The organism is Prochlorococcus sp. MIT 1223 (assembly GCF_034092465.1).
GTDB lineage: Bacteria > Cyanobacteriota > Cyanobacteriia > PCC-6307 > Cyanobiaceae > AG-402-N21.
Map to the genome: position 1 here is coordinate 1227216 of NZ_CP139303.1, position 24040 is coordinate 1251255.

The following is a 24040-nucleotide window of genomic DNA, read 5'->3' on the forward strand; positions in this document are numbered from 1 at the left end:
CTTCTTATAGTTTCTCATTTTTTTTTCTATAAACTTTAGTCCTTAATTTGATGATATTTGTCTTGAATTATGTGAACCCATGCACTAACTTCAATTCCCACAACTAAAGCAATTATTTTTTCAGGGTATAGAGTTATTATTTTATTGACATTCCGCAGCAGGATTAAAGGTTCTAGATTAATGAATTTTGATAGGAGCAAATTAATAATTATCAAGATCCCAACTAGATAAATTAATCTTATAGTCGTTCCAATAATTGGGGAATGGGATAAATTTGATCTGTGCGGAATAATTTTTCTATATGGCCACCATAAAACCTGGAGAAACCCCCATCTTTTTAGCGGTTTTGAAATAATATCCAGATCTGGAGAAAGCCATAATCCCCCTACAGCAAAGGCAAAGCTAAAGATAAAAGCAATTTGTAGGTTGTAAATTACTGCAGCTAATAGTCCAAATGGCAAAATCCATAGCTTGATAGCTCTGTCATGTTCTTTCCCAGAAGCCATTAATCTAAAAATGGTTTAAAGTGATTTAGCCTTTTAAGGCATAATGAAATTTAGTGTGGGCGATTAGCTCAGCGGTAGAGCGCCTGCCTTACAAGCAGGATGTCCCTGGTTCGAACCCTGGATCGCCCATTTAATTTTGATCTTCATAAATTCTTTATGGAATCGGATCAACGATTGGTGAATTTATCAATAACGCCTGAAGCAGCAGCTGAACTGGTTCGGCAATCAGCTTTTGCAGGTACTCCTGGGGCTATGAGAATAGATTTAATGGAGGACAACTGTAAAGAAGGTTGGTTGCATATTAGGCTGCTTCCTGGGGCTAATGAAGGAGTTCCTATTGCTCGTACTGAAGGAGTTACTTTGTTTGCCGATGAAAATCAATTATCTTTACTTCATGGCCTTAGGTTAAATTATTTTGGAGATTTAAGTGGAGGTGGATTTTTAATAAGTACTCCTGATGGAGCTGAAAGTTGTGCTTGTGGAAGTGGGTTTAGATTCTTAAAAGGTTAGATATCTATAAATTAAATAATAAATATTTCCCATCAATATTTTTAGAATATTTTCTTATTTAGCTTACTTTTTAGATGGCAAAAGTCCTAAAGACGCCATGCAGATAACACCTATAAGAGGTCCTGGAGACAAGTTTAATTTTAGGGCTAGCCAAAAACCTAATAATGAAATGATGCATCCAAATACGGAAGAACGAATCATGGCTACATAAAGACTTGGTGATTTTATTAATCCCAGTAAGCTAGGACCAGATAGCAAGCCAACAACTATAATTACTCCCACTGAAGACATCGAGCTAACGATTGCTAGTGCAGTTGAGAAGCCTAAAATGAATCTTAAAGTAGGAACTTTGATATCACTACTAGCAGCACCTTCTGGATCTAGTCCTATGTGAATGACTTGCTGGTACGACGAAATCATGATTAATGAGAATATTGTAAATGCAATTAAGTTTCTTAATAGATCATTCCAATTCGCTGTAAGAAGATCTCCAAATAAAACTGCTTCTAGATCAATTCTTATCCCTAATATTGGGATCAAGAGAACTCCAAGACCAAGTGCACCTGCAAGAACTGTATTAATAACTGCTTCATAATTTTCATTTCGCCTTAGCGTCAATTTTTCTGCTGTTAGAGCCCCAACCATGCCACTTATAACCCCTCCTATGACAGGCTCAATACCAAGTGCTAATGCCAAAGCTAAACCTGGTAAAACTGAGTGAGAAATAAGATTGACTTGTAATAGTCGTTTATGAGTGATTAATACAGTTCCTATTGCAGGACATAGTATTCCTGTCAGGATTGTGACTAAGAATGGTATTAGCCACCAATTTTCAACAGAGAAAGACATTAAGCAGAAAATTAACTAATGTTTTCCAAAGAGATCAAATTGCTTTTTTGAAAATGGTGAAAAGTAATCCAAATATTTCTAATCGTCAAAATCAGATTCTTGAAAAACTTGGAAATTGTGATGATGAGTTGAGTGGTCAAGAACTTTACCGTGTCTTGCATGCAGGAGAATCTTCTATGGGACTTGCTACCGTTTATAGAAACCTGCAAGTACTTGTTAAAAAAGGTTTGGTTCGTTCCCGAAATCTTCCAACAGGTGAAGTTCTTTATGCACCTGTAAAGCGGGATGTTCATCATTTGACCTGCGTTGATTGTGGGATAACTACATCTCTTCAAGGTTGTCCAGTCAAAAATATTAATCTGCCACAGAGTAAAACTAAGAATTTTCAATTGTTGTTCCATACTCTTGAATTTTTTGGCCTTTGTCAACATTGCCTTGAGCGACAAAGCACTTGAAGCACCTATTTCAAAATTAACCACAACAATAATTCCCCATGCAAGTAATGGAATCGAGTTTTTCTTGTACATCTGTAGGAGTGCCAAAGCCTAAAATTTTTTTATCTATTGCAATGACCTTGTCATAAGCATTTAAAGACTTCCCCCAATCGTGACTAGTAACACAAATAGTTAGTCCAGCATCAGCCAGTTGGCGAATAATTGTCAGAAACTGTTCCCTTGTTGGAGGGTCCAAAGCAGAACATGGTTCATCAAGTAGAAAAATTGATGCCGGTCTCATTAAAGTTTTTGCTAATAAAGCCCTTTGTTGTTGACCTCCGGAGAGAGAATCAAGTCTTCTTTTTGCAAGCTTAGACATACCAACTCTTTGTAGACAAGCTTCTATGTCACAGCAAGTTGAATAATTGATACGACCTAAAGCAACTAAACCTTGAACAGTGATAGGAAAATCCCAGTTAATAGAATTTCGTTGAGGCATCAGAGCAACCTGATCACGAGAGTTTTTTAATGGCTGTCCATTAACCGTGACTTTTCCTCTATAAGGCTTGCTTTCCCCTTTTAGTAACTTTAATAATGTTGATTTTCCAGCACCATTTGGGCCAACGAGCGCAGTCATAGTACCTGGTAATAAAGTTAGTGAAATGTTTTCTACGACTTCTCGTCTTTCATACGCAAAAGATAAATTCTCAGCTATTAAATTACCCATAATTGAGAAGACTCAGAAATAGACAGAAGCAATTACCCTAGCCATGATAATCATTATCAAATGATTATCATGGCAATTATTCTGTTTCAGGAAACAGTAAGCCTGCTAGCTCTTCTTCATCAACTTCATACACTCTTGCTAAACTGGTTTCAATTGCACTGGTGACTTCCCCAGGCAAAAATCGCATTGCATCCAGAGCTTCATCTGCAATTTCATCGCTGAGAAGCTTGTCATCATTATTTAATTTTTCATCATTAATTACAGCCATGACCCAGCTTTGATATGCGTAAACCAAATCTGAAAATTCAAGGTCAGGGTTATTTAAATCCATGATAATTGTGATGCCGTCACAAAGACAAGATCACTAAGACTTTAAAAGACAGAATGTCTTTTATGGATAAAACTCAGCAAATCACGATCCAAGCTAAAGCGTTTGACTTTGCATTACACGAATTAGTTTTATGTCATAGAGAGAGCTTTCAGCCACTTTGGACAGTTGATAGTTGGGCAAAGTTTTTGATTTGGATGGCTTTAAATTGTGGCTTGAGTGGAGATAAACAAAGTCTTCAATTATTTGCGGATTCCTTGGGACCAGCTTTAACAAGTCGAATTAGAAGAATTTTCTTTGAAAGAACTATGGAAAATTTTTCTGTGTGTGTAATGGCTGATCCAGCAGAAAAGAATGTCTTGATTATTCCTCTTGAAGACAAAGTGGAAATATCATTTTCTGAAGCTACTAAGGCGCTGGAATCTATCGCTATAACTGATTTTATTAATCGAGACCAATCTCAATGGAGAGTCAATGATGGGTTAATTAGTATTCCTTGGCTTTCTTCAGAAAGTAAAAGGTGACTTGTGCAAAAACATTGAATTTTATTAGTGTTTGAGAGGAGAGGTAACTTTTTCTTCTTTTTAAGTGACTGAGCAGTTTGTAGATACGAGTGCTTTCAATGCAGCAGAAGGTCTCCCAAAGACATATGACCCACAGGGCACAGAAAGTCGTTGGCAGAAGCTATGGGAGGATCAAGGTGCCTTTCATCCAAATCCGGATAATCCAGGAGAGCCTTTTGCAGTTGTAATTCCTCCTCCTAATGTCACAGGCAGCTTGCATATGGGGCATGCTTTTAATACATCTTTAATTGATACGATTGTCAGATTTCAACGTTTACAAGGTAAGAATGTCTTATGTCTTCCAGGGACTGATCATGCATCGATTGCAGTTCAAACAATTCTTGAGAAGCAATTACAAAAGGAAGGATTAAACCGAGATAAATTGGGAAGAGAGTCTTTTCTTCAGAGAGCATGGAAATGGAAAGAAGAAAGTGGTGGTCAAATTGTTGGTCAGCTCCGTCGTCTGGGATATTCAGTTGATTGGAAAAGAGAGCGTTTTACGCTTGATAAGAATTTAAGCAAAGCAGTTTCGACGGCTTTTGTTCGTTTGCATGAGCAAGGTCTTATATACAGAGGAGAGTATCTTGTTAATTGGTGTCCTGCTTCAGGCTCTGCTGTCAGCGACTTAGAAGTAGAAATGAAAGAAATAGATGGTTATCTTTGGCATTTTCGTTACCCATTAGCAAATATTCCTAGTGACAGTGAAATTACACATTTAGAAGTTGCTACGACGCGTCCTGAAACGATGTTAGGTGATGTAGCCGTAGCAGTGAACCCTTCAGACAAACGTTATCAAGAACTTGTAGGCCGATTTTTGAATTTACCTTTTACGAATCGCGATATTCCAATTATTGCTGACGATCATGTTGATAAAGATTTTGGGACTGGATGTGTAAAAGTTACCCCAGCTCACGATCCTAATGACTTTGCAATTGGTCAGCGCCATAAATTACCACTGATAACAATTATGAATAAGGATGGAACGATGAATAATAATGCTGGAAATTTTCAAGGCCTTGATCGTTTCGAAGCACGGAAAGCAGTTGTAGATGCTTTACAAGAACAGGGACTAATAACGAAGATTGAGCCTTATCGTCATACGGTTCCTTTTTCTGATAGAGGCAAGGTTCCAGTAGAGCCTTTGTTATCTACTCAGTGGTTTGTAAAGATGGACCCTTTAGCTTCAAGGTGTCGTGAATCGTTCACCAACGGAGAGCCTCGCTTTGTTCCGGAGCGTTGGGGTAAGGTATATCAGGATTGGTTAGAAGGTATTAGAGATTGGTGTATTAGTAGACAATTATGGTGGGGACATCGTATCCCAGCTTGGTTTGTTATTAGTGAAACCAACAATAAATTAACTGATACGACGCCTTATGTGGTTGCACTTTCTGAAGCAGAAGCTTTGACGTTAGCTCAAAAAAAATATGGTGGTTTGGTTAATCTTCAGCAAGATGAAGATGTTTTAGATACTTGGTTTTCAAGTGGGCTATGGCCATTTTCAACATTGGGTTGGCCTGATCAAAATAGTGCGGATTTGGCACGCTGGTATCCCACTAGTACTTTGGTAACCGGATTTGACATTATTTTCTTCTGGGTCGCGAGAATGACAATGATGGCAGGTGCTTTCACAGGCAAAACACCTTTTGCTGATGTCTATATTCATGGACTAGTTAGAGATGAACAAAATCGAAAAATGAGTAAAAGTTTAGGTAATGGAATTGATCCATTGTTATTGATTGAAAGATATGGCACTGATGCTTTGCGCTTTGCGTTAGTTAGAGAAGTTGCAGGAGCAGGTCAGGATATTCGTCTTGATTTTGATCGCAACAAAGAGACTTCAGCAACAGTGGAGGCGTCTCGAAATTTTGCAAATAAATTATGGAATGCTACAAGGTTTGCTTTAATTAATTTTGGGAATTCTTTGCCTGATGTATCGGAGCCAATAGATATGGCTACTTTAAAGTTGGCTGATCGCTGGATATTATCTCGTCTTATGAGAGTGAACATAGAAACCCTTCATCGTTTTGATAATTATGCTCTTGGTGAAGCTGCGAAAGGCTTGTATGAATTTGCTTGGAATGATATCTGTGATTGGTATTTAGAATTAATTAAACGACGATTGACTAAAAGTAAAAATCCTACCGAAGATGAGTTAATTGATAGATCTATCGCGAAAAAAGTACTTTCTAAGGTCTTATCAGAATTGTTAATTATGCTTCATCCCTTAATGCCTCATTTGACAGAGGAATTATGGCATGCAATTACAGGTGTCTCTGAAAAAAAGTTGCTTGCACTTCACACTTGGCCATGTTTAAAAAATAGTTTTTTGGATGATGGCTTAGAAGATGATTTCTCACAATTATTTGAATCTATTCGCTTAGTCAGGAATTTAAGAGCAGAAGCTGGGCTCAAACCTTCTCAGAAAGCCCCAGTTAGGTTTATAACTTCCAACGAAAACTTAGTAAAGATTTTAACGAATAATGAAGATGATATTCAGACCCTTACTCGCGCAGAATATGTCGAAGTACTTAATCCTGACAAAGTTAAAAATGAATCCTCGACGAAGGCTTTAGCCGCAGTAAATGGAGACCTTGAGGTTTTATTGCCAATAGAAGGTTTAGTTGATTTGGAAGGATTGAAAACAAGGCTTGCAAATGATTTAGAAAAGGCGGAAAAAGAAATCTCTACTTTAAAAGGTCGATTGGCGAATACTAATTTTATTCAGAGAGCACCCGAGAAGGTAGTCTCTGAATGTAGAAGAAATTTATCTGAGGTAATTACGCAGGCTGAGCTAATTAGTAGACGTTTATCAGGGCTTAGATAAATCAAGTTCAAACAACATGAACTCTTTCACATCGTTTTTACAAGACTATTTAAATTTTTTCGATACTTCTACAGGAGTATTTTTGTTTATTCTGTTTTATGCTTTATGGATTACCTGCTTACTCCCAGGCCTTTGGCCTTCAATGCTAGCAGGTGCTTTATATGGCTCTTTTTTTGGGACAATATTTGTTTTTATGGGTGCATTCATAGGTGCAGAGTTAACTTTTTATTTGAGCCGTAAATATTTCAGAGATTGGTCTCAAAGGCGTATTGCGAACTTTCCCAGATTTCAAATAATTAAAAAGGCCTTAAGTAAAGAAGGTTTGAAACTAATAATATTGACTCGCTTATCCCCAGTGTTTCCTTTTAGCATATTAAATTTATTTTATGGTTTAAGTGAAGTCACTTTCCTTGATTATTCCATTGGTATAACAGCCATTTTACCTGGAACGATTTTATATTGTGGGTTGGGTTCATTAGCTGGTGATATCGCGAATTTTGATACAGTTTTATCTAATAAGGATGACACAACATCATTATTCTTTAGTTTGTTAGGAGTTGTTGCTACTTTTGCCGTTATTTGGATTGCTTCTAAAGCAGCACAAAAAGCACTTCAAGAATTTGAATCTCCTAGGTGATCAGGGTTTTTTAAGGATAAATCTCTGAGGATTGCAAAAAAAATAAACCAATAAAGTCTCAACTTAGAAACGATACTTTTATTCTCAGCAAGAGTTAAATATTTTGTTCTTCCACAGGAAGATTTAATAAATGAGAAGATTTTCGGCTGAGACATTTTTAGATTAAGTTTAAAGAAATTTTAGTGTTTATGTAAGAAGCTTCAATAATTCATTTTGATCAATAATTTTAATCCCAAGTGTTTTCGCTTTTTTGAGCTTGCTTCCTGCTTTTTCTCCTGCAACCAGAAAACTTGTGTTTGTGCTGATTGAAGAACTTATGCTTCCACCGGAATTTTCAATTAACTCTTTTGCCTTGCTGCGACTAAGAGAGGGTAACGTACCAGTCAGGACGAAAATTTTGCCAAATAGCAATTTTGTTGAATTGTCAGATATTTGGTCTTTTTTTAATTTCTCTTCTTGTGTTGCTTCAAGTGTTAACCCCACTCTTTTTAAATCTCTAATTAATTTTTGATTGGCTTCTGAAGAAAACCAAGTTTTTAATGAATCACTTATTTCTTCTCCGATGCCATTAATTTCTTGAATTACTTCTGGTGATTTGCAAGCTACATCTTTAAGTATTGAAGAATTGGTAAATTGCATAGCAATCGTTTGGGCATTTCTTTCCCCTATGTGAGGAATGCCTAAACCATATAGTTGTTTATGCCAAGGTTTGCCTTTAGAAATTTCTAGCTCCTGTATAATTTTTTTTGCAGATTTTGCTCCCATTCGGTCTAATTTTTCAAGAAGATTTATATCTAATTCATATAGGTCGGCGATTGAGTTGATTAATTTTTTTTCAACTAACTGTTCTATTAATTTTGAACCCAAACCTTCTATATTCATTGCTCCTTTGTTTACCCAATGACGTAATGCACCTTGAAGTATTGCAGGGCAATTGGTGTTAATACATCTAGTAGCAGCTTCATCATTTTCGCTTATGAGAGTTGAATTACATATTGGACAGTTAATTGGTAATGAGAGACATTTAGCATATTGATTTCTTAATCCAGGTAACACGCGCACAACTTCAGGGATAATTTCACCAGCTTTTCTGATAATGATTGTGTCATCTGAGTGTAAATCTAGTGAAAGTAATCTATTTGCATTATGAAGAGTAGCTCTACTTACAGAAGTTCCTGCAAGCATAATTGGTTCGAATTCTGCTACTGGTGTAACTACTCCAGTCCTACCAACTTGAAAAGTTAAACCTAATAGTTTGCTAGGAGCTTCTGCTGCTGGATGCTTTAAAGCTATCGCCCATCTAGGTGCTTTTTGAGTAAAACCTAATCTTTTTTGCAGGTTAAACTTATTAACTTTGATGACCAAACCATCTGTAGAGTAAGGAAGATCGTGCCTTTTGATTTCCCACTCATTTAAGAACTCTTTCAAGTCTTTAAGGCCTAAGAATACTTGATTATAAGGATTAATTTTAAATCCTATATTTTTCAAATATTGCAATGCTTCTATTTGAGTTTTTGGCTTAGCTAGGTTGTATTTAATCTCATCTAACTCTTCAGGTAAATGAATTGTGTAAGCAAAAAAATCTAGTTTTCGTGAGGCAACTACTTGAGGATCTAGTTGTCTAAGTGTACCTGCACATGCATTCCTTGAATTGGCAAATTCAGATTCTAAGGCCATTCTTCTTTTTTTATTTATTCCTTCAAATGTTCTATGAGGTATGAATGCTTCACCTCTAATTTCAATCCATTTAGGTGGATTTTCCATCCTTAAGGAAAGAGGAATAGAGTTAATTGTTTTTACATTAGAGGTTATATCTTCTCCTTGAATTCCATCACCTCTTGAGCAAGCTCTTACTAGTAATCCATTCTCATAGCTTAGTGCTATAGCATTTCCATCAATTTTTAATTCACAAATAAGTTCGATACTTGTCAGAATATCTTCTTTACTTTCCCCTTGGTTCAGTATTTTAAGGCTTCTTGCATTCCATTCACTCACTTCTTGGAAATTAAATGCATTATCTAGACTTTGCAATGGAACTCTATGAGTTTTTTTTGGGAAATTTGATGATAACTTGTCGCCTACTCTTTGTGTAGGACTATCTGCTGTTATTAGCTCAGGGTACCTATTTTCTAAATTAACTAATTCTCTATAAAGTTGATCATAAACTGAATCTTCTATAGAAGGAGCATCTAAAACATAATAAGCATGACTTGCTTCATTAAGCAATTTCCTCAACTCTATTGCACGGTTAAATTTTTTATTTAAATCAGAATTCACTGCAAGTATACGAAACTTTTTCTTTAGAGATTGGTTTTTTTAATTCGATCTATACGCCAATCTTTATCAACCTTGATAAAAGTAAAATCTAATGGAAGTTCAGATTTCTTATCTTCAGATTTTAATTTCAGAGTTAGAATTATTTGATCATCTTCAATTCTAGGTCTTCCTGATTTGAGATTTCTATAGCGATTAAGTTGCAGACTGGCTAGAAATTTAATAAATTCTTGTCGATTTACGTGCTGGCGATAGGCTTTTGTAGTTAATAGATAGGCACCATCAACTCTTCCTGAAGCTATTTGATTGAAAAATTGTTTCACCAGAGGATTGATACCTCTTGCACCTATAACAAGCTTGATTGCATTAACTATCCAGAAGAGTACAAGCGCGCCAGCACCTATTAGCAGGCCTTTGGTTCCAATTTCCCTTACTAGAGCTCCGTCCATTAGCTGAATGCGAGTTTTATAGAGTCTGACTTATTATCTCTATAAATTGGTTGGATTATTGGTTACCCTTAGGCAGAATGTCATCGATTGTAGAAGGGTTCTTCCCTTGTTATATGAATGCCCTTACTGCCTCTTTTGCCAATTTTTCACCGTTTAAATCGAGAATATTTTGATGGTTTGTTAGTAAAAGAACATGAGCCAATCGTTTCAGTTAGGTGGAGTGACGGTCGTTTAAGAAATACAGCTGGTTTTTATCAGCGTGGACCTTCCGTTGCAGGCCGTAATGGCTGTCAGATTGTTCTATCCAGACCAGTTTTAATAAATTTGCCTAAATCTGCTATTCAGAGCACTCTTTGCCATGAAATGATTCATGCTTGGATTGACAGGGTCCTCAAGGTTAGAGAGGCGCATGGACCTAACTTTCGTGCTCGAATGCAGGAGATTAATGCTTCTCAAAATGAGTTTGAGGTAAATATTCGTCATAATTTTCCTGTCCAGAACAAAAGGCCAAAATGGATTGCGACATGCCCCTTGTGTGGGACTTCGTCTTTCTATAAGCGCTTACTTAAAGGAGCTGCGTGTAAACATTGTTGCGATATTCTGCATGGAGGTAAATGGCATGCAAGTTGTTTACTTATTTATGAACCTATTTTAAGGAATTAAAAATTGAAAGATTTTCTGTTGGTACTTCAGTTCTCTGGTTTGGTAATTGCTTTAATAGGTTCCCAACGAGAATATTGGTTGAGACAAAAGCGAAGTTAGGGTTGTTTTATGAATTCATATCGTGAAAGGAATCAAAATCGTCAGCGTTCTAAGGATCCCTTAGAAAGACGAATGGACCAGTGGTTTAAAACTGGAAGACAATTTGTTGATGGTGTTTCTGGCAATCGCCCCGGTCAAAGAAGATCCAGCAAACCGATCTCCTCTCGCTTAGATAATGTTGGGAGATGGGTTGAGGATAAGATTGATTGGTTCTTTGAAGATGGCGAAGACTGGATGGAACCTTGGCAATTAGATCAACAAAACTCTCAACAACAGAGGCCTGCTTCAAAAAAAAGACCTCTAGAGGCAATTTCCTTAAGAGGCACTAAGGCAATTGGACCTAATAAAGATATAACTAATAGCTCTTATGTTTCAGAAGATTGGCCTGATGAATCATCATTTCGAGTTAATAAATGGGAAAGACAAGAGAATACCAATAATGATCAATCTCAAAATTCTTCCGTTGATAGAGATGACGTTAGAAGTAATCCCAAAAGACCTTTACCGAAATCTAATAGAAGAAAACCGTAGCCTCAATTAATATTCAGTTTTTGTCTGTCTGTTTTCCCAAGCCATTTTTCAAGCTCTGGACTGAATACTTCGCGAATAACAGTAAGCTCTTTTTGATTCCGGAAAAACCTATAGTGTCTACTCCAAAAAGGACCTTCAGTATGAAATTTTCTTTCTAACCATTCTGCTTGTACCAAAGCCAATCCATCTACTTCTCGAAAAAGCTCTGAGCGATCTTGGGTCAAGCTTCTCCATATTGGCTGTTCTTTGTTATGCAGATGCTTTTCTGCTTGAACCAGATTCCACCAGCTCTCAGCCCAGGCGAGAGTTTGTTCTTTAGACTTCAGCCATACTTGCCTTCTTAAGAGAGGTTTGTTTAGTTCACTTACTTCTTTAGGTGCTCTTTGATCAGCTATTGGCTCAGATTCCATTGCTATGAGCTCTACAGTCACTTCCTCACCGGTTAATAGGTGAATATGCCTAGTAGGACTACCATCACCTAATAGCATTAACTGCCATGGACCTGCCATTGTTCTTTGCGCATTCCATTTCAGAATTTCTTCAGTGGATGCTTCCCAAATTAATTCGGGAGAATATAAAAGACGCTTAGTCAGGATGACCTCCTGTTTTTTGCAGAATGGCCTTCATTCCTTGCTGGATCTTTAATTTGTTCTAACGAATTTTTGCTTTGTCTCAGATTATCAATCTTTAGCCAAATTAAAAGTGCGCTTAAGTCGGCTTTGCTTACTCCTGGTATTTGTGAAGCATCTCCAAGATTGTGAGGCTTTGTGGCATTTAGTTTTTCGCGGGCCTCCTGCGATAGTGTTGTTATTGTTTCGTAGTTAATATTTTGTGGGAGAGGTCTTTTCCTTTGTTTTTGGATTTGATTGATTTGTTTTTTTTGTCTTTCTAGGTAGCCACTATATTTAATATCTATTTCGGCTCCTTCTCTGATTGCTATGGGCATGTTGACATCCATGTGACCATAACGAATTAGGTCATTTGTGTGCACACCTGGACGTCGCAACAGGTTAGCTAATGTAATTGATCCTTTTATGGAGGCCTGTGTTTCTTTTTCTATGATATAAGCTTCTGGACTATTTGATTTAACCCTTTTGCTTTCTAATCGCTTCTTCTCAGCTTCTATTGAATGTATTTTATTTTTGTATATTTTCCATTGCTTGTCACTTATGAGACCAATTTGATATCCAAGTGGCGTTAGACGACGATCAGCATTATCACCACGTAGTAGAAGTCTATATTCACTACGACTGGTCAATACACGATAAGGTTCGCGAAGATCTTTAGTTATTAGGTCATTTATCATTGTGCCTATATAGCTTTCCTCCCGAGGGAACTCAATAACTTCTTTATTATTAATTTGTTGAGCTGCATTGATGCCTGCTACTAACCCTTGTGCGGCAGCCTCTTCGTAACCTGTTGTTCCATTGAGTTGCCCTGCGCAAAAAAGGCCTCTCACTATTTTTGTTTCTAATGTAGATAATAGTTGTGTGGCTAATACATAATCGTATTCAACTGCATAAGCAGGTCTTAACATGATGCAGTTCTCAAGCCCTGGTAATGTCCTGAGTAATTGAAGTTGTAAGTTTTCAGGTAAGCCAGTTGAAAACCCTTGCACATAAATTTCTGGTGTATTAAGACCTTCTGGTTCTAGAAAAATTTGATGAGACTCTTTATCTGCAAATCTCACGATCTTATCTTCTATAGAAGGACAGTATCTAGGCCCTTTGCTGTCAATAAATCCTCCATAAATAGGTGTTAAATGGAGATTATCTTTAATCAATTTATGAGTGGATTGAGTTGTTCGAGTGATGTGACAACTAATTTGTTTTGTTGTTATCCATGAATCCGGATCAAAAGAAAAAAAACGATTTTCTGCATCACTAGGTTGCTCTTCTAATAATTCAAAATTAATACTTCTTTTATCTACTCTTGCTGGAGTACCAGTTTTTAATCTATCAGTTTGGAATCCTAGTTTTTGTAATGACTCTGTCAATCCTTCTGAAGCTTGCTCCCCTGCTCGGCCTGCTGACATTGATTGACTACCAATCCAGATTTTCCCGCCTAAAAAAGTTCCGGTTGTTAAGATAACTGTCTTTGCAAAATATTGAGTGCCGAAGTAAGTTTTAATACCTTTAATTATTTTTGTTTGTTTTTCGTCTGCAATATCAATTAGAGATTTTTTATTTAAATCATCTACAATGAGATCAGTTACCATAGCTTCACGTAGCGCTAAGTTTGGAACCTCATGGAGTAGTTCCAACATTTTTCGTGAATAAAGACGTTTATCTGTTTGTGCACGTAGTGCTCTTACAGCAGGTCCTCGACTTGCATTAAGAATTCTTTTTTGTAATGACGTTGAGTCAGCCAACTTACCTATCACTCCTCCAAGTGCATCTACTTCATGTACTAACTGACTCTTTGCTGGCCCTCCTACAGCTGGATTACATGGTTGCCAAGCAATACGATCTAAGTTAAGTGTGAATAATGCTGTGGCTAGACCTAGTCGAGCAGTGGCAATAGCTGCTTCGCAGCCAGCATGTCCACCTCCTACAACGATTACGTCAAACCTCTCATCGGAATAGTTGTTATTGCTCATGGTTCCCTTCTTTAGACAATAGTCACAACAAAGATAGTTAGGTTGCTAAATTTCTAAACCTTGTGTATTGAGGTTCAAAAAGTAATTTTACTGTGCCTATTGGACCATTTCTATGTTTAGTTACTATTACTTCTGTAATGCCTCGGTCTGTGGTGTCAGGGTTATAGTACTCATCTCTATAAATCATTAGGACTAAATCAGCATCTTGCTCGATAGAACCAGATTCGCGTAGATCACTTAGCATTGGTCGTTTATTTGTACGAGATTCTACTCCCCTGCTTAGTTGAGATAGTGCTACTACTGGAACTTTAAGTTCTCTTGCCATACCTTTTAATCCCCGTGTAATTCGTGATAGCTCTTGTACACGATTATCAGGAGTAGACCCTTCCATTAACTGTAAGTAGTCAATAACGATTAATCCAAGTTCTTTGCCTTGTTCTGCAATAAGTCGTCTACACAGTGAGCGCATTTCTAAAACAGTTGAATTTGGTTTATCGTCTATATACATCCGTAGATTTCCAAGAGTATTAATTCCTTCTCCTAATAACGGCCACTCCTCTTGTTGCAATCTACCAGTTCTGAGCCTTCCGCTTTCAATACCTACTTCCATCGAAAGTAACCTATAGGCTAGCTGTTCTTTACTCATTTCTAAACTAAATATACAGACAGGTAAGTCGTGTAATTGAGCAACATTTTTTGCAAGATTTAGAACAATGGATGTTTTCCCCATGGCAGGTCTGCCCGCAACAATGATTAGGTCACTGCGCTGTAGACCTTGCGTTATTCCATCTAAATCATAAAAATTGACATGGATACCAGGTATTGAGGTTCCTATTGAACGACCTTCAATTTCATTAAATGTACTTGTCAGTATTTCTGATGTAGGTGTAAGCCCTTTCGAAGGTCTCTCTTGGCTAATTGCAAAAATCTTTTGTTCAGCTTGATCTAAGGCTTCTTCCATAGGCAGGTTTTGATCAAAACCAAGTTTGATAACCTCATTCCCGGAACTTATAAGTTGCCGACGTAGAAACTTATCAGAAATTAATTGTGCGACTTGTTCGATAGAAGCTGTGGATGGAACACGCTCAACCAGTTCAACTAATCTGTTATTTCCTCCTATTTGTTCTAGAGAACCCGTATCTGCCAACCATGCACTCATCGCAGTCAAATCTGTTGGTTTACCTTGACTATGGAGCATTAATGCAGTTCTAAAGATTTCTCTATGTGCTTTCAAATAAAAAGCCTCGGGCCGAATGAGGTCTGCAACTCTACTTATGGCATCTGGATCAAGCAGAATGCCTCCAAGCACTGCCTCTTCAGCCTCTAGATTCTGAGGAGGCAGTAAATCTTGCTGGACTTCAAACTTTGGTTCGGACAAATTGCGTGACTTTTTAAATGATTTTTCTGGATTTTTTGATCTTTCGGTTTGATCCGAGAAAGGTATATTAACCATTTAAAGAATTATTTAGTTTAAATAGAATTCATGGATTTACTTTGGCAATTAATTTGCAGCTTCCAAGAATTTAGTAACTAATTACTTCAAGGTTAATTTCAGCAGTTACTTCGCTATGAAGTTTGATTTGTACCTTGTAATTTCCAATACCGTTAATTTCTGGAACTAATATTTCACGTCGATCTATTTCTTTTTTAGTCGCTTCTTTTATCGCTTCTGCGATGTCTCCATTAGTTACTGTCCCAAATAAAACTCCATCCTCTCCAACCTGTTTTTTAACAGTGAATCTTCCGATCGTGATCAGTGCAGTTTGAAAATCTAAGGCTTCTTGTTTCTTAGCTGCTTCAAGCTTCGCTTGTTTAGCGCGGCGGTGCTCAACTTGTTTTAATACAGCTGGAGTAACTGCAAGGGCTTTGCCGTAAGGGAGAAGGAAGTTTCGAGCAAAACCTGGAGCAACTTCTACAAGATCTCCATCCTTACCCAAATTAACAATGTCTTCGTTGAGAACGATTTTTACTCTTTTAGCCATGGTTTGATTAAAGGATTACCCTTGATTCAATTTCTTATTCTCTAACCTTACGATGAAATAGGTAACCTTATCTTTTTAGCAACACCTAAAGCATTTAGAAGACGAATATGTTGCCAGGTTAAATCGATTTGACGCTTTTTCAGTCCGTGACGAGCTGAATTTGGAAAAGCATGATGGTTGTTGTGCCATCCTTCTCCAAATGTAAGAGCTGCAACCCAAGGATTATTTTTTGAATTATCTCCACTGTCATATTCCACTGTTCCCCAGCAATGTGTTGCTGAATTAACTAACCAAGTGATGTGATAAACAAAAACCAAACGTAATGGTATCCCCCATAAAACCATTGCCCAGCCGCCCACTGCTGTAATTTCTCCAATTCCAAAAAGCATTAACCCTAATGGCAGTTGAAGAAGGAGGAAGTATTTATTTAGCCATCGATAATAGGGATCTTTTATTAGGTCTCCAGCAAGTCTAGGGACTGTATCCATGGCAGGTACATGTTCAAACATCCAACCCATATGACTCCACCAAAAACCTTTATTGCTGTCATGATGATCGGGCTCGGTATCTGAAAATGTGTGGTGGTGTCTATGAAGGCCTACCCAGTCAATTGGACCATGTTGACAGCTTAAGGCTCCGCAGGTTGCAAAAAAACGTTCAAGCCATTTTGGAAGTTGAAAAGATCTATGAGATAAAAGACGATGATAACCAAGTGTTACTCCTAGGCAGGCAGTAACCCAATAAAGAATTACAAAGGCTATAAAAGATTGCCAGCTCCAGAATTTTGGAAGTAATGCAAATATTGTTAAAGCATGAATTATGGCCATGAAAATAACTGTGCCCCATCTTTTATGAAGCCTTTCAGGCTTAAGGACAGTTACCTTAAGAGGCATTTGTAGTTTCTTAGAAGCGGCAATTGCTTTCTCTGCGGCCACTGGCTTTTTCAATGGAGCAGACGCTTCGATCACACTGGAATCCATGAGTGATCCGTATACATAATGTTTATAATAGCTGATAAGGATCCATATCAATTCTTGGAAGTGATCTTTTGGATGATCTTGTGACTAAAGGATTCCGCGATAAGCTTGCCGATGGCAGAAGGGCTATGGCCCATCTTATACATGTGTGGCATGAGCGTAATGGTTGGTCTCATAAAGTTTTACCTGCACTAGTTGAATCTCTTGACCTTGGCAAAATTCACAATTCTCAGATTTCTAATTTAAGGAATGGAAAGCTTGCATCGCCTGGGCCGGAAGTATTTTTTGCTTTAGCTCGGGCAAATATAATGCTTGATCAAGGCATTGAGTTAATACGCGATCAATTACTGGAAGCTCATCCTGAATTGCTAAAAGTTCTATTAGAATCATCTATTCCTATACATTCAGATGATGGTAAACCTCTTGGGGCAGGAGATTTACTTGAAATTTTCGTTGGACTAGCGCCTTTGCCTTCATCACTTGATTGGTTTATTGAAGACAATGAGGCTGTGATCTTAAGTGCAGCTTTAGCTGAATATTTATCCAACGGAAAATCATGGCGTCAATGTAGAGATGAGATTATGGCTGCCTATCCAGTAACTAAAATTAGTAGAAGAGAAAGGTTTGCTGAAGTGATGGCTGGCTTGAGAGATTATTCCGCTGAAGAATTTGATGGTGAATTATTTGATTTATATATGACTAACCGTTCTTTAAGAGGAACTTTTTTACAAGGTGCAGATGATTTTCTTAATGCTTTAAGAAACAAAGCTATAACTCTTAGAGATGAACAATTACTTAAAAATTAAAAAATTTTCTTATTGTGGATAACTCTATTCAAGAACCAATAGACGATCAATTAAGAAAACTATGGGCCAAGAATTATGTTTTTTCTATTTCCAAAGAATTAACTTCACTTGCAGAAAGAAGAACAGAGAATGTATTCCCTCAATTAGAAAAAATTTTACAAGCTTTCTCTTCTGTTCGTTTAGCCCCTCAACATTTTTCCTCTTTAACGGGATATGGTCATGGTGATCAAAGTAGAGATATTATTGATCGTATTTTTGCAAATGTTCTAGGAGCTGAGAAGGCAGCAGTAAGGCTTCAATTCGTTAGTGGTACGCATGCTATTAGCGCTGCCTTATTTGGAGTCCTGAGACCAGGAGATAATTTACTATCTGTTACTGGTAGACCATATGAAACTCTTGAAGAAGTAATAGGAATAAGAGGTTCAGGTCAGGGTTCATTATTAGAGTTCGGAGTTAATTACCAAGAGGTTTTATTAGATGAAGAAGGCAAGATAGATTTTGTGTCTCTTGAAAAAGCTTTAGATAATCCAATTAAAATGATTTTTATTCAGAGAAGTTGCGGATATACGTGGAGGCCATCTTTATCAGTTGATACTATTTCTAAAGTATGTTCATTAGTTCATAACAAACAACCTAATTGCATTTGTTTTGTAGATAACTGTTATGGAGAGTTTGTAGAACAAAAAGAACCAAATCAAGTAGGAGCAGACTTGATAGCGGGTTCTTTGATTAAAAATCCTGGTGGAACAATAGTTCCTGCAGGAGGGTATGTTGCGGGTCGCGCAGATTTAGTAGAGAAAGCTTGCTGTAGGCTTACTTCTCCAGGCATTGGTTCAGAAGGAGGAATCGCATTTGATTTGAATAGGGTGATTTTGCAAGGGTTGTTTCTTGCACCTCAAATGGTTGCAGAAGCCTTAATAAGTGCAGACCTTATTGCAGCTGTCTTTAAAAAACTTGGTTTTCAAGTAATGCCAGCTTCAGGAGATAAAAGAGGAGACTTGATTCAGGCTATTAGAATTGGATCTCCTGATGCAGTGAAGTTAATTTGCCAAGCATTTCAAAAATCCTCACCAGTTGGATCTTATTTACAACCAGTTCCTTCTGAGATGCCTGGCTATGCGCACGATTTAATAATGGCTGGAGGAACATTTATTGATGGCAGTACTAGTGAATTTTCTGCAGATGCACCTTTGATTCATCCTTATAATTTGTTTGTTCAAGGTGGAACCCATCGCTCACATGTCAAAATTGCATTGATTCAAGCAATTTCCGACTTAAATAAAGCAGGTTTTGTAAAATTGCCTCAAAATTAAGTTAGTTTCTTGGCCCTACCTAAATGGCCTTCGATTTTCCAGACCATTTCCTTTTTGCTGATAGTCATGAATATGCATCACCTGAAGGAGACTTGGTGAAAATAGGCATTAGTGCTTTTGCTGTAGATCAATTGGGAGATATTGTTTTTGTAGATCTTCCAGATATAGGTACCTCTTTGGAAAGAGGTAGCGCTTTTGGCTCAGTTGAGTCTGTCAAAGCTGTTGAAGATATGTTTGCTCCAATATCTGGAGAAGTTGTAGGAATTAATGAAGCTGTTTTGGATAATCCTGAGGGGCTTCAAAATGATCCACATGGAGAAGGATGGCTTTTGAAAATTCGTCCCTCAGCTTTGAGTGAACTTAAAGAACTTATGGATACCGAAAGTTATAAAACGAAAGTTGCGATGAAATAAAAATAATTTATCTCATGCCAGGTATATGATTTATTAACCTAAATAGATAAGAATTTAGCTTTTTATTAGCTATCAAAATATTTGGTAATGGATCAATCAAGTTTTTTTAGCAGGCATGTTGGTTTGTCTGAAGTAGATCAAGGGAAAATGCTTGATTTATTGGGAATTTCTCAAATGGAAGACTTTATTTCTTCTGTTGTTCCTGCAAATATTCTGGATAAAACAAATAATAGTCAATACTTGCAGGACTCTTGCGACGAAAAAAAAGCGTTGGAAGAAATTGCCTTGATTGCAAATGAAAATAGAGCTTCTCGTTCTTTAATAGGACTTGGTTATTACGGGACATCGCTTCCAGCTTTAGTAAAGAGGCATATTTTGGAAAATCCATGTTGGTATACCGCTTATACACCTTATCAAGCTGAAATTTCACAAGGTCGATTGGAGGCGTTGTTTCACTTTCAAACTCTTATTAGTGAACTTACTGGTTTGCCTATAGCTAATGCGTCTCTTCTTGATGAGGCTACTGCGGCAGCAGAAGCGATGAGCTTGAGTTATGTGGTAAATAAAAAGTCTCAGGCAAAACGTTTCCTTGTTGATAAGGAAGTTTTACCTCAAACCCTCGCTGTTTTGACAACAAGGGCTAAACCATTAGGGATAATTTTAGAAGTAATAGATCCTCAGAAATTCAATTTAAATAAGGATGTATTTGGACTGCTTTTGCAATTACCTGGAAAGAATGGACATTTATGGGATCCAACTGAAGTAATTGCCAAAGTGCATGAAATTGGAGGTTTGGCAACAGTATCTATAGATCCATTGGCTCAAGTGCTTATAGAGCCAGTGGCATCCTTCGGGGCGGATATTGCAGTTGGAAGCGCTCAGCGTTTTGGAGTGCCTATGGGATACGGAGGGCCACATGCTGCATTTTTTGCAACTAAGGAAGTTTTTAAACGACAAGTACCTGGCCGTTTAGTTGGACAATCTATTGATAATGAAGGTCAGCAGGCATTAAGACTTGCTTTGCAAACTAGAGAACAGCATATTCGTAGAGATAAGGCGACTAGTAATATTTGTACTGCTCAAGTTTTGTTGGCTGTTCTTGCAGTTTTTTATGCTATTTATCATGGTCCTAGTGGCCTTAAATTAATAGCTCAAAGAATTGTTGAACTGAGGTTAAAGCTAGAAAGTTATTTGGAGGAATTAGGATACCCTTTTCAAAAAATTGATCGTTTTGACACGGTAGAGGTTTATTGCTCAAAAGCACCTCAAGTCCATCAATTAGCCTATTCTAAAGGGTTTAATTTGCGCATTTTGCCTTTAGGTTCTTCTATAAAAAATGCTAAGGGTTTTGGTATTACTTTTGATGAATTAACTACTGAAGATGAGCTACTAAGATTGCATGAGATTTTAGCAGATGCTTGTGGTAAAAAAATACTTAAGCAATCTATAAATCCAGATATAAATAGTTATTTAATGAAGGACATACCACTTAGGAAAAGCGATTGGTTGGAACAACCAGTGTTTAATATTTATAGAAACGAAACAGAACTTCTTAGATATATTAATCGATTAGTAACTAGAGATTTTTCTTTGGTTCATGGAATGATTCCTTTGGGGAGTTGTACGATGAAGCTTAATGGAACTGCTGAATTGCTTCCAATAAGTTGGAAGCAATTTGCTGATATTCATCCCTTTGCTCCTAAGGATCAAGCTCAAGGTTATAAACAATTAATTTCAGATCTCAGCAATTGGCTTGGGGATTTAACTGGTTTTCAAGGAGTCTCTTTACAGCCAAATGCAGGTTCTCAAGGCGAATTTGCAGGATTGCTTGTTATTCAAGCTTGGCATCAATCCCGTGGCGAATCGCATAGAAATGTATGTTTAATTCCAACTAGTGCTCATGGAACTAATCCAGCAAGTGCTGTAATGGCAGGGCTGAAAGTTGTACCTATTTCTTGTGATCAAAAAGGTAATGTTGATATAGAGGATCTGAAAAATAAAGCAGCAGATTATTCTGATAAGTTATCTTCCTTAATGGTTACTTATCCTTCGACTCATGGAGTATTTGAACCACAGATTCGCGAAATTTGTGAAATAGTTCATAAAAATGGTGGGCAGGTTTATTTAGATGGTGCAAATCTCAATGCTCAAGTTGGTCTATGTCGCCCAGGTTCTTATGGAGCAGATGTTTGCCATTTGAATTTGCATAAAACTTTCTGCATCCCTCACGGAGGTGGAGGTCCTGGAGTGGGGCCTATTGCAGTTGCAGCTCATTTAACTCCTTTCTTGCCAAGTCATCCTCTTCTTGATTGTGGAGGCCATTCTGCTATTGGGCCAGTTTCTTCTGCTCCATATGGGAGTGCTTGTATTTTGCCAATTAGTTGGATGTATATACGAATGATGGGGGCAGAGAATCTCAGAAAAGCTTCCTCTATTGCAATGCTTTCTGCTAATTACATAGCCAAACGTTTAGAGCCTTATTACTCAGTTTTGTTTAAAGGTGTAAATGGATTAGTTGCTCATGAATGCATATTAGATTTAAGGCCAATAAAAGATTCTACGGGTATCGAAGTTGATGATATTGCAAAGAGATTAATGGATTATGGTTTTCATGCACCAACGGTTAGTTGGCCAGTTGCTGGAACACTAATGGTAGAGCCCACAGAAAGTGAAAGCTTGATTGAATTAAATCGTTTTTGTGATGCGATGATTGCAATTAGATTAGAAATTCAAGAGATTGAACTGGGAATAAGTGATAGAAAAAACAACCCACTTTCACGCGCACCTCATACATTAAAGACAGTTACTGCTGATAAATGGGATCGTCCATATTCTCGCACTACAGCAGCTTTTCCGATGGAAGATCAATTTAAAACGAAGTTCTGGCCTTCTGTTTCTAGAATAGATAATGCTTTTGGAGACCGTAATTTAGTTTGTAGCTGTGCCTCTTTAGAGGATTTGTCTAACAATTAAACCTCTTTCCCCCTGGCACATATCAAGTTTTGTAGTTATGGTTCCATCGAAAACCTAATTAATGGTTTTAATTTGTTCATTGAGAGAAATTTTTAATTAAAATTCCTCAGTGTTTTCATCTCTTTCATAATTTTGGGGATACATGAAGAGATCTAACTCAGATGAAGTTATAAAAAAACTTCAAAATAAAAAAAATTTAACGCTTCCAGATTTTTCAAATGGTCTTGAATCAGTTTTAGGAGATGGGAAGCTATTACAAGTGGATGGCACTAATGTCATTAGAGTTCCATTTGGAATTCGACAGCCAATAAAGCAAAGACCTCAAAGGCCAGAAAGATGGGCTACTTTAGTCATACCTTTTCAGCCAGCTGGATCACCGACTCCACCACCACAAGCTGCTTGATTAATTAGACAAAGATTGACCATCATATTTTTTATCAATCACATCGGTGTAATAATTTCTTAGTTGATTAGTTGCGCTACGCCATCCCCATTTTTCAGCTTCTTCACGAGCAGCTTTTCTCATAGATAGTCTTTGAGATTCATTCCCTAAGATTGCTTGAGTTGCTTGAATTAAACTCTCAGATCCTTCATTTTTTCCGTCTGGATTGTAAAGACATCCATTTATTTGATCTGTAATTATATCTGGTATTCCTCCTCTATTAGCTCCTACAACGGGACAACCTGCAGCCATAGCTTCAAGAAGTACTAAACCAAGGGTTTCTGTGCTTGAGGGGAAAAGGAAGGCATCGCCACATGCATATGCGCTAGCTAACTCTTCACCAGACAAATATCCAACGAAATTAGTTGCAGTATTTTGAAAGATTTTCTCTAATTGCTGCCGATATGGACCATCTCCAACTAAAGCTAAGCGAGCATTAGGGAGTGCCTCTAGTACAGGTTTAATTCTTTCTATTTGTTTTTCTGCAGATAATCTACCAACGTAGATAAGTAGTGATCCTTCATCACTAAATTCCCCAAGTAAGCGTTGACGCATATTGTCATTTCTTAATTCTGGCCTAAATGTTTCTGTATCTACTCCTCTTTGCCATAAAGCAGTGTTTTGAATACCCTTTTCACTAAGCTCTTTTACCATTGCTGTCGAAGTACAAAGATTAAGAACTGCTTGGTTATGAGCTGCTTTCAGTAATTCCCATAAAAGAGGCTCAAGCATTCCCATCCCATAATGTTCGAGATACTTTGGCAGGTGAGTATGATAACTAGCAATTAATCGAATATTATTAGTTTTTGCAAGCCATATTCCTCCTAAGCCAAGAACAGCTGGATTAACTACATGAATTAAATCAGGTTGAAAGTTTTCCAAAGCATCTGAGACTGCTGGGCCTGGAAGTCCAAGTTTTAGTTCTGGGTAAAGTGGCAGAGGCATTGCTGCAACTCCAATCACTTTTGCGCCCATGTAAGTATCAGGACATCCTTCTGGGCAGAAAACAACGACTTCATCTCCAGCCTCCACAAGATATTGAACAGTTTTAGTGAGTCTGGTAACTATTCCATCAACTTTGGGTAAGAAGGTTTCTGTAAAAAAAGCTATTTTCACTTGATTAAATGATGTATAAATAGAA

Annotated in this window: 24 protein-coding genes and 1 tRNA gene; 13 read left to right on the top strand and 12 right to left on the bottom strand. The window is 37.4% G+C overall.

Annotation, left to right across the window (positions count from 1 at the left end; genetic code table 11):
- Window positions 1–35: 35 nt before the first annotated feature.
- On the bottom strand, window positions 36–506 hold the full coding sequence (locus SOI85_RS06540) for a metal-binding protein (protein WP_320663608.1): 471 nt from the start codon (window positions 504–506) through the stop codon (window positions 36–38).
- Between the two features lie 57 nt (window positions 507–563).
- Here SOI85_RS06540 and SOI85_RS06545 point away from each other — a divergent pair.
- Window positions 564–635: transfer RNA gene (locus SOI85_RS06545), tRNA-Val, on the top strand.
- Window positions 606–1016, top strand: a complete 411-nt coding sequence (locus tag SOI85_RS06550) for an AIR synthase (RefSeq protein ID WP_320663609.1) — start codon at window positions 606–608, stop codon at window positions 1014–1016. Before SOI85_RS06545 ends, SOI85_RS06550 begins: the two co-directional genes overlap by 30 nt.
- A gap of 63 nt (window positions 1017–1079) precedes the next feature.
- On the opposite strand, the gene SOI85_RS06555 is transcribed toward SOI85_RS06550, so the two are convergent.
- Complete coding sequence (locus SOI85_RS06555; protein WP_320663610.1) at window positions 1080–1865, bottom strand: metal ABC transporter permease; 786 nt, start codon at window positions 1863–1865, stop codon at window positions 1080–1082.
- A gap of 53 nt (window positions 1866–1918) precedes the next feature.
- Between SOI85_RS06555 and SOI85_RS06560 the strand changes: the two genes are divergently transcribed.
- The gene (locus SOI85_RS06560) at window positions 1919–2320 is read left to right on the top strand and encodes a transcriptional repressor (protein ID WP_320663611.1); all 402 of its coding nucleotides are present in this window, start codon (window positions 1919–1921) and stop codon (window positions 2318–2320) included.
- Between the two features lie 16 nt (window positions 2321–2336).
- Here SOI85_RS06560 and SOI85_RS06565 read toward each other — a convergent pair whose 3' ends face one another.
- Both SOI85_RS06565 and SOI85_RS06570 read right to left on the bottom strand, forming a co-directional pair.
- Entirely contained in the window at window positions 2337–3026 is a 690-nt protein-coding gene (locus SOI85_RS06565) for an ABC transporter ATP-binding protein (RefSeq protein ID WP_320663612.1), read from the bottom strand.
- Between the two features lie 76 nt (window positions 3027–3102).
- Window positions 3103–3363, bottom strand: a complete 261-nt coding sequence (locus tag SOI85_RS06570) for a hypothetical protein (protein WP_320665146.1) — start codon at window positions 3361–3363, stop codon at window positions 3103–3105.
- A 56-nt stretch (window positions 3364–3419) separates the two neighbouring features.
- Between SOI85_RS06570 and SOI85_RS06575 the strand changes: the two genes are divergently transcribed.
- From SOI85_RS06575 to SOI85_RS06585, 3 genes are all read left to right on the top strand, one after another.
- Window positions 3420–3878, top strand: a complete 459-nt coding sequence (locus SOI85_RS06575) for a protein phosphatase (protein WP_320663613.1) — start codon at window positions 3420–3422, stop codon at window positions 3876–3878.
- A 64-nt stretch (window positions 3879–3942) separates the two neighbouring features.
- A complete protein-coding gene (locus SOI85_RS06580) occupies window positions 3943–6741 on the top strand; it encodes a valine--tRNA ligase (protein ID WP_320663614.1) in 2799 nt (932 codons plus the stop codon).
- Between the two features lie 16 nt (window positions 6742–6757).
- The gene (locus tag SOI85_RS06585) at window positions 6758–7378 is read left to right on the top strand and encodes a TVP38/TMEM64 family protein (RefSeq protein ID WP_320663615.1); all 621 of its coding nucleotides are present in this window, start codon (window positions 6758–6760) and stop codon (window positions 7376–7378) included.
- A gap of 186 nt (window positions 7379–7564) precedes the next feature.
- On the opposite strand, the gene ligA is transcribed toward SOI85_RS06585, so the two are convergent.
- On the bottom strand, window positions 7565–9655 hold the full coding sequence (gene ligA / locus SOI85_RS06590) for an NAD-dependent DNA ligase LigA (RefSeq protein ID WP_320663616.1): 2091 nt from the start codon (window positions 9653–9655) through the stop codon (window positions 7565–7567).
- 23 nt (window positions 9656–9678) lie between these two features.
- The gene (locus tag SOI85_RS06595; protein WP_320663617.1) at window positions 9679–10101 is read right to left on the bottom strand and encodes a hypothetical protein; all 423 of its coding nucleotides are present in this window, start codon (window positions 10099–10101) and stop codon (window positions 9679–9681) included.
- A 117-nt stretch (window positions 10102–10218) separates the two neighbouring features.
- Between SOI85_RS06595 and SOI85_RS06600 the strand changes: the two genes are divergently transcribed.
- Both SOI85_RS06600 and SOI85_RS06605 read left to right on the top strand, forming a co-directional pair.
- Complete coding sequence (locus SOI85_RS06600; RefSeq protein ID WP_320663618.1) at window positions 10219–10764, top strand: SprT family zinc-dependent metalloprotease; 546 nt, start codon at window positions 10219–10221, stop codon at window positions 10762–10764.
- Between the two features lie 108 nt (window positions 10765–10872).
- Complete coding sequence (locus SOI85_RS06605; RefSeq protein WP_320663619.1) at window positions 10873–11394, top strand: RNA helicase; 522 nt, start codon at window positions 10873–10875, stop codon at window positions 11392–11394.
- 2 nt (window positions 11395–11396) lie between these two features.
- On the opposite strand, the gene SOI85_RS06610 is transcribed toward SOI85_RS06605, so the two are convergent.
- From SOI85_RS06610 to SOI85_RS06630, 5 genes are all read right to left on the bottom strand, one after another.
- Window positions 11397–11954: a chorismate lyase gene (locus SOI85_RS06610; RefSeq protein WP_320665147.1), complete on the bottom strand. Its 558-nt coding sequence runs from the start codon at window positions 11952–11954 to the stop codon at window positions 11397–11399.
- Window positions 11955–11983: 29 nt separating this feature from the next.
- A complete protein-coding gene (gene mnmG, locus SOI85_RS06615; protein ID WP_320663620.1) occupies window positions 11984–13993 on the bottom strand; it encodes a tRNA uridine-5-carboxymethylaminomethyl(34) synthesis enzyme MnmG in 2010 nt (669 codons plus the stop codon).
- A gap of 37 nt (window positions 13994–14030) precedes the next feature.
- Complete coding sequence (gene dnaB, locus SOI85_RS06620) at window positions 14031–15446, bottom strand: replicative DNA helicase (RefSeq protein ID WP_320663621.1); 1416 nt, start codon at window positions 15444–15446, stop codon at window positions 14031–14033.
- A gap of 70 nt (window positions 15447–15516) precedes the next feature.
- Window positions 15517–15975 (bottom strand): 50S ribosomal protein L9, encoded by a 459-nt coding sequence (gene rplI, locus SOI85_RS06625; RefSeq protein WP_320663622.1) that lies wholly within the window; start codon window positions 15973–15975, stop codon window positions 15517–15519.
- A gap of 47 nt (window positions 15976–16022) precedes the next feature.
- Window positions 16023–16955 (bottom strand): acyl-CoA desaturase, encoded by a 933-nt coding sequence (locus SOI85_RS06630; RefSeq protein WP_320663623.1) that lies wholly within the window; start codon window positions 16953–16955, stop codon window positions 16023–16025.
- 80 nt (window positions 16956–17035) lie between these two features.
- On the opposite strand from SOI85_RS06630, the gene SOI85_RS06635 reads away from it, so the two are divergent.
- The 5 genes from SOI85_RS06635 (at window position 17036) to SOI85_RS06655 (ending at window position 22860) form a co-directional block, all read left to right on the top strand.
- Complete coding sequence (locus SOI85_RS06635) at window positions 17036–17758, top strand: hypothetical protein (RefSeq protein WP_320663624.1); 723 nt, start codon at window positions 17036–17038, stop codon at window positions 17756–17758.
- Window positions 17759–17769: 11 nt separating this feature from the next.
- Window positions 17770–19071, top strand: coding sequence for an aminotransferase class I/II-fold pyridoxal phosphate-dependent enzyme (locus SOI85_RS06640; RefSeq protein ID WP_414477813.1), 1302 nt, complete (start codon window positions 17770–17772; stop codon window positions 19069–19071).
- A 23-nt stretch (window positions 19072–19094) separates the two neighbouring features.
- Window positions 19095–19484 carry a glycine cleavage system protein GcvH gene (gene gcvH / locus SOI85_RS06645; protein WP_320663626.1) on the top strand — a complete coding sequence of 130 codons (390 nt, stop codon included), beginning with the start codon at window positions 19095–19097 and terminating at the stop codon, window positions 19482–19484.
- An 87-nt stretch (window positions 19485–19571) separates the two neighbouring features.
- On the top strand, window positions 19572–22457 hold the full coding sequence (gcvP, locus tag SOI85_RS06650; RefSeq protein WP_320663627.1) for an aminomethyl-transferring glycine dehydrogenase: 2886 nt from the start codon (window positions 19572–19574) through the stop codon (window positions 22455–22457).
- A gap of 142 nt (window positions 22458–22599) precedes the next feature.
- Window positions 22600–22860 carry a hypothetical protein gene (locus SOI85_RS06655; RefSeq protein WP_320663628.1) on the top strand — a complete coding sequence of 87 codons (261 nt, stop codon included), beginning with the start codon at window positions 22600–22602 and terminating at the stop codon, window positions 22858–22860.
- Here the strand turns inward: SOI85_RS06655 and SOI85_RS06660 are convergent, their stop codons facing one another.
- A complete protein-coding gene (locus SOI85_RS06660) occupies window positions 22861–24015 on the bottom strand; it encodes a glycosyltransferase family 1 protein (protein WP_320663629.1) in 1155 nt (384 codons plus the stop codon).
- Between the last annotated feature and the right edge of the window lie 25 nt (window positions 24016–24040).

Bases quoted from the DNA above. Each gene is read 5' to 3' on its own strand.
- SOI85_RS06575 (WP_320663613.1), top strand. From the start codon at position 3,420: ATGGATAAAACTCAGCAAATCACGATCCAAGCTAAAGCGTTTGACTTT.
- SOI85_RS06600 (WP_320663618.1), top strand. From the start codon at position 10,219: ATGCCCTTACTGCCTCTTTTGCCAATTTTTCACCGTTTAAATCGAGAA.
- SOI85_RS06555 (WP_320663610.1), bottom strand. From the start codon at position 1,865: ATGTCTTTCTCTGTTGAAAATTGGTGGCTAATACCATTCTTAGTCACA.
- SOI85_RS06540 (WP_320663608.1), bottom strand. From the start codon at position 506: ATGGCTTCTGGGAAAGAACATGACAGAGCTATCAAGCTATGGATTTTG.
- SOI85_RS06550 (WP_320663609.1), top strand. From the start codon at position 606: ATGTCCCTGGTTCGAACCCTGGATCGCCCATTTAATTTTGATCTTCAT.
- mnmG (WP_320663620.1), bottom strand. From the start codon at position 13,993: ATGAGCAATAACAACTATTCCGATGAGAGGTTTGACGTAATCGTTGTA.
- gcvH (WP_320663626.1), top strand. From the start codon at position 19,095: ATGGCCTTCGATTTTCCAGACCATTTCCTTTTTGCTGATAGTCATGAA.
- SOI85_RS06655 (WP_320663628.1), top strand. From the start codon at position 22,600: ATGAAGAGATCTAACTCAGATGAAGTTATAAAAAAACTTCAAAATAAA.
- SOI85_RS06565 (WP_320663612.1), bottom strand. From the start codon at position 3,026: ATGGGTAATTTAATAGCTGAGAATTTATCTTTTGCGTATGAAAGACGA.
- SOI85_RS06605 (WP_320663619.1), top strand. From the start codon at position 10,873: ATGAATTCATATCGTGAAAGGAATCAAAATCGTCAGCGTTCTAAGGAT.
- SOI85_RS06630 (WP_320663623.1), bottom strand. From the start codon at position 16,955: ATGGATTCCAGTGTGATCGAAGCGTCTGCTCCATTGAAAAAGCCAGTG.
- SOI85_RS06585 (WP_320663615.1), top strand. From the start codon at position 6,758: ATGAACTCTTTCACATCGTTTTTACAAGACTATTTAAATTTTTTCGAT.
- dnaB (WP_320663621.1), bottom strand. From the start codon at position 15,446: ATGGTTAATATACCTTTCTCGGATCAAACCGAAAGATCAAAAAATCCA.
- gcvP (WP_320663627.1), top strand. From the start codon at position 19,572: ATGGATCAATCAAGTTTTTTTAGCAGGCATGTTGGTTTGTCTGAAGTA.
- SOI85_RS06595 (WP_320663617.1), bottom strand. From the start codon at position 10,101: ATGGACGGAGCTCTAGTAAGGGAAATTGGAACCAAAGGCCTGCTAATA.
- SOI85_RS06560 (WP_320663611.1), top strand. From the start codon at position 1,919: ATGGTGAAAAGTAATCCAAATATTTCTAATCGTCAAAATCAGATTCTT.
- rplI (WP_320663622.1), bottom strand. From the start codon at position 15,975: ATGGCTAAAAGAGTAAAAATCGTTCTCAACGAAGACATTGTTAATTTG.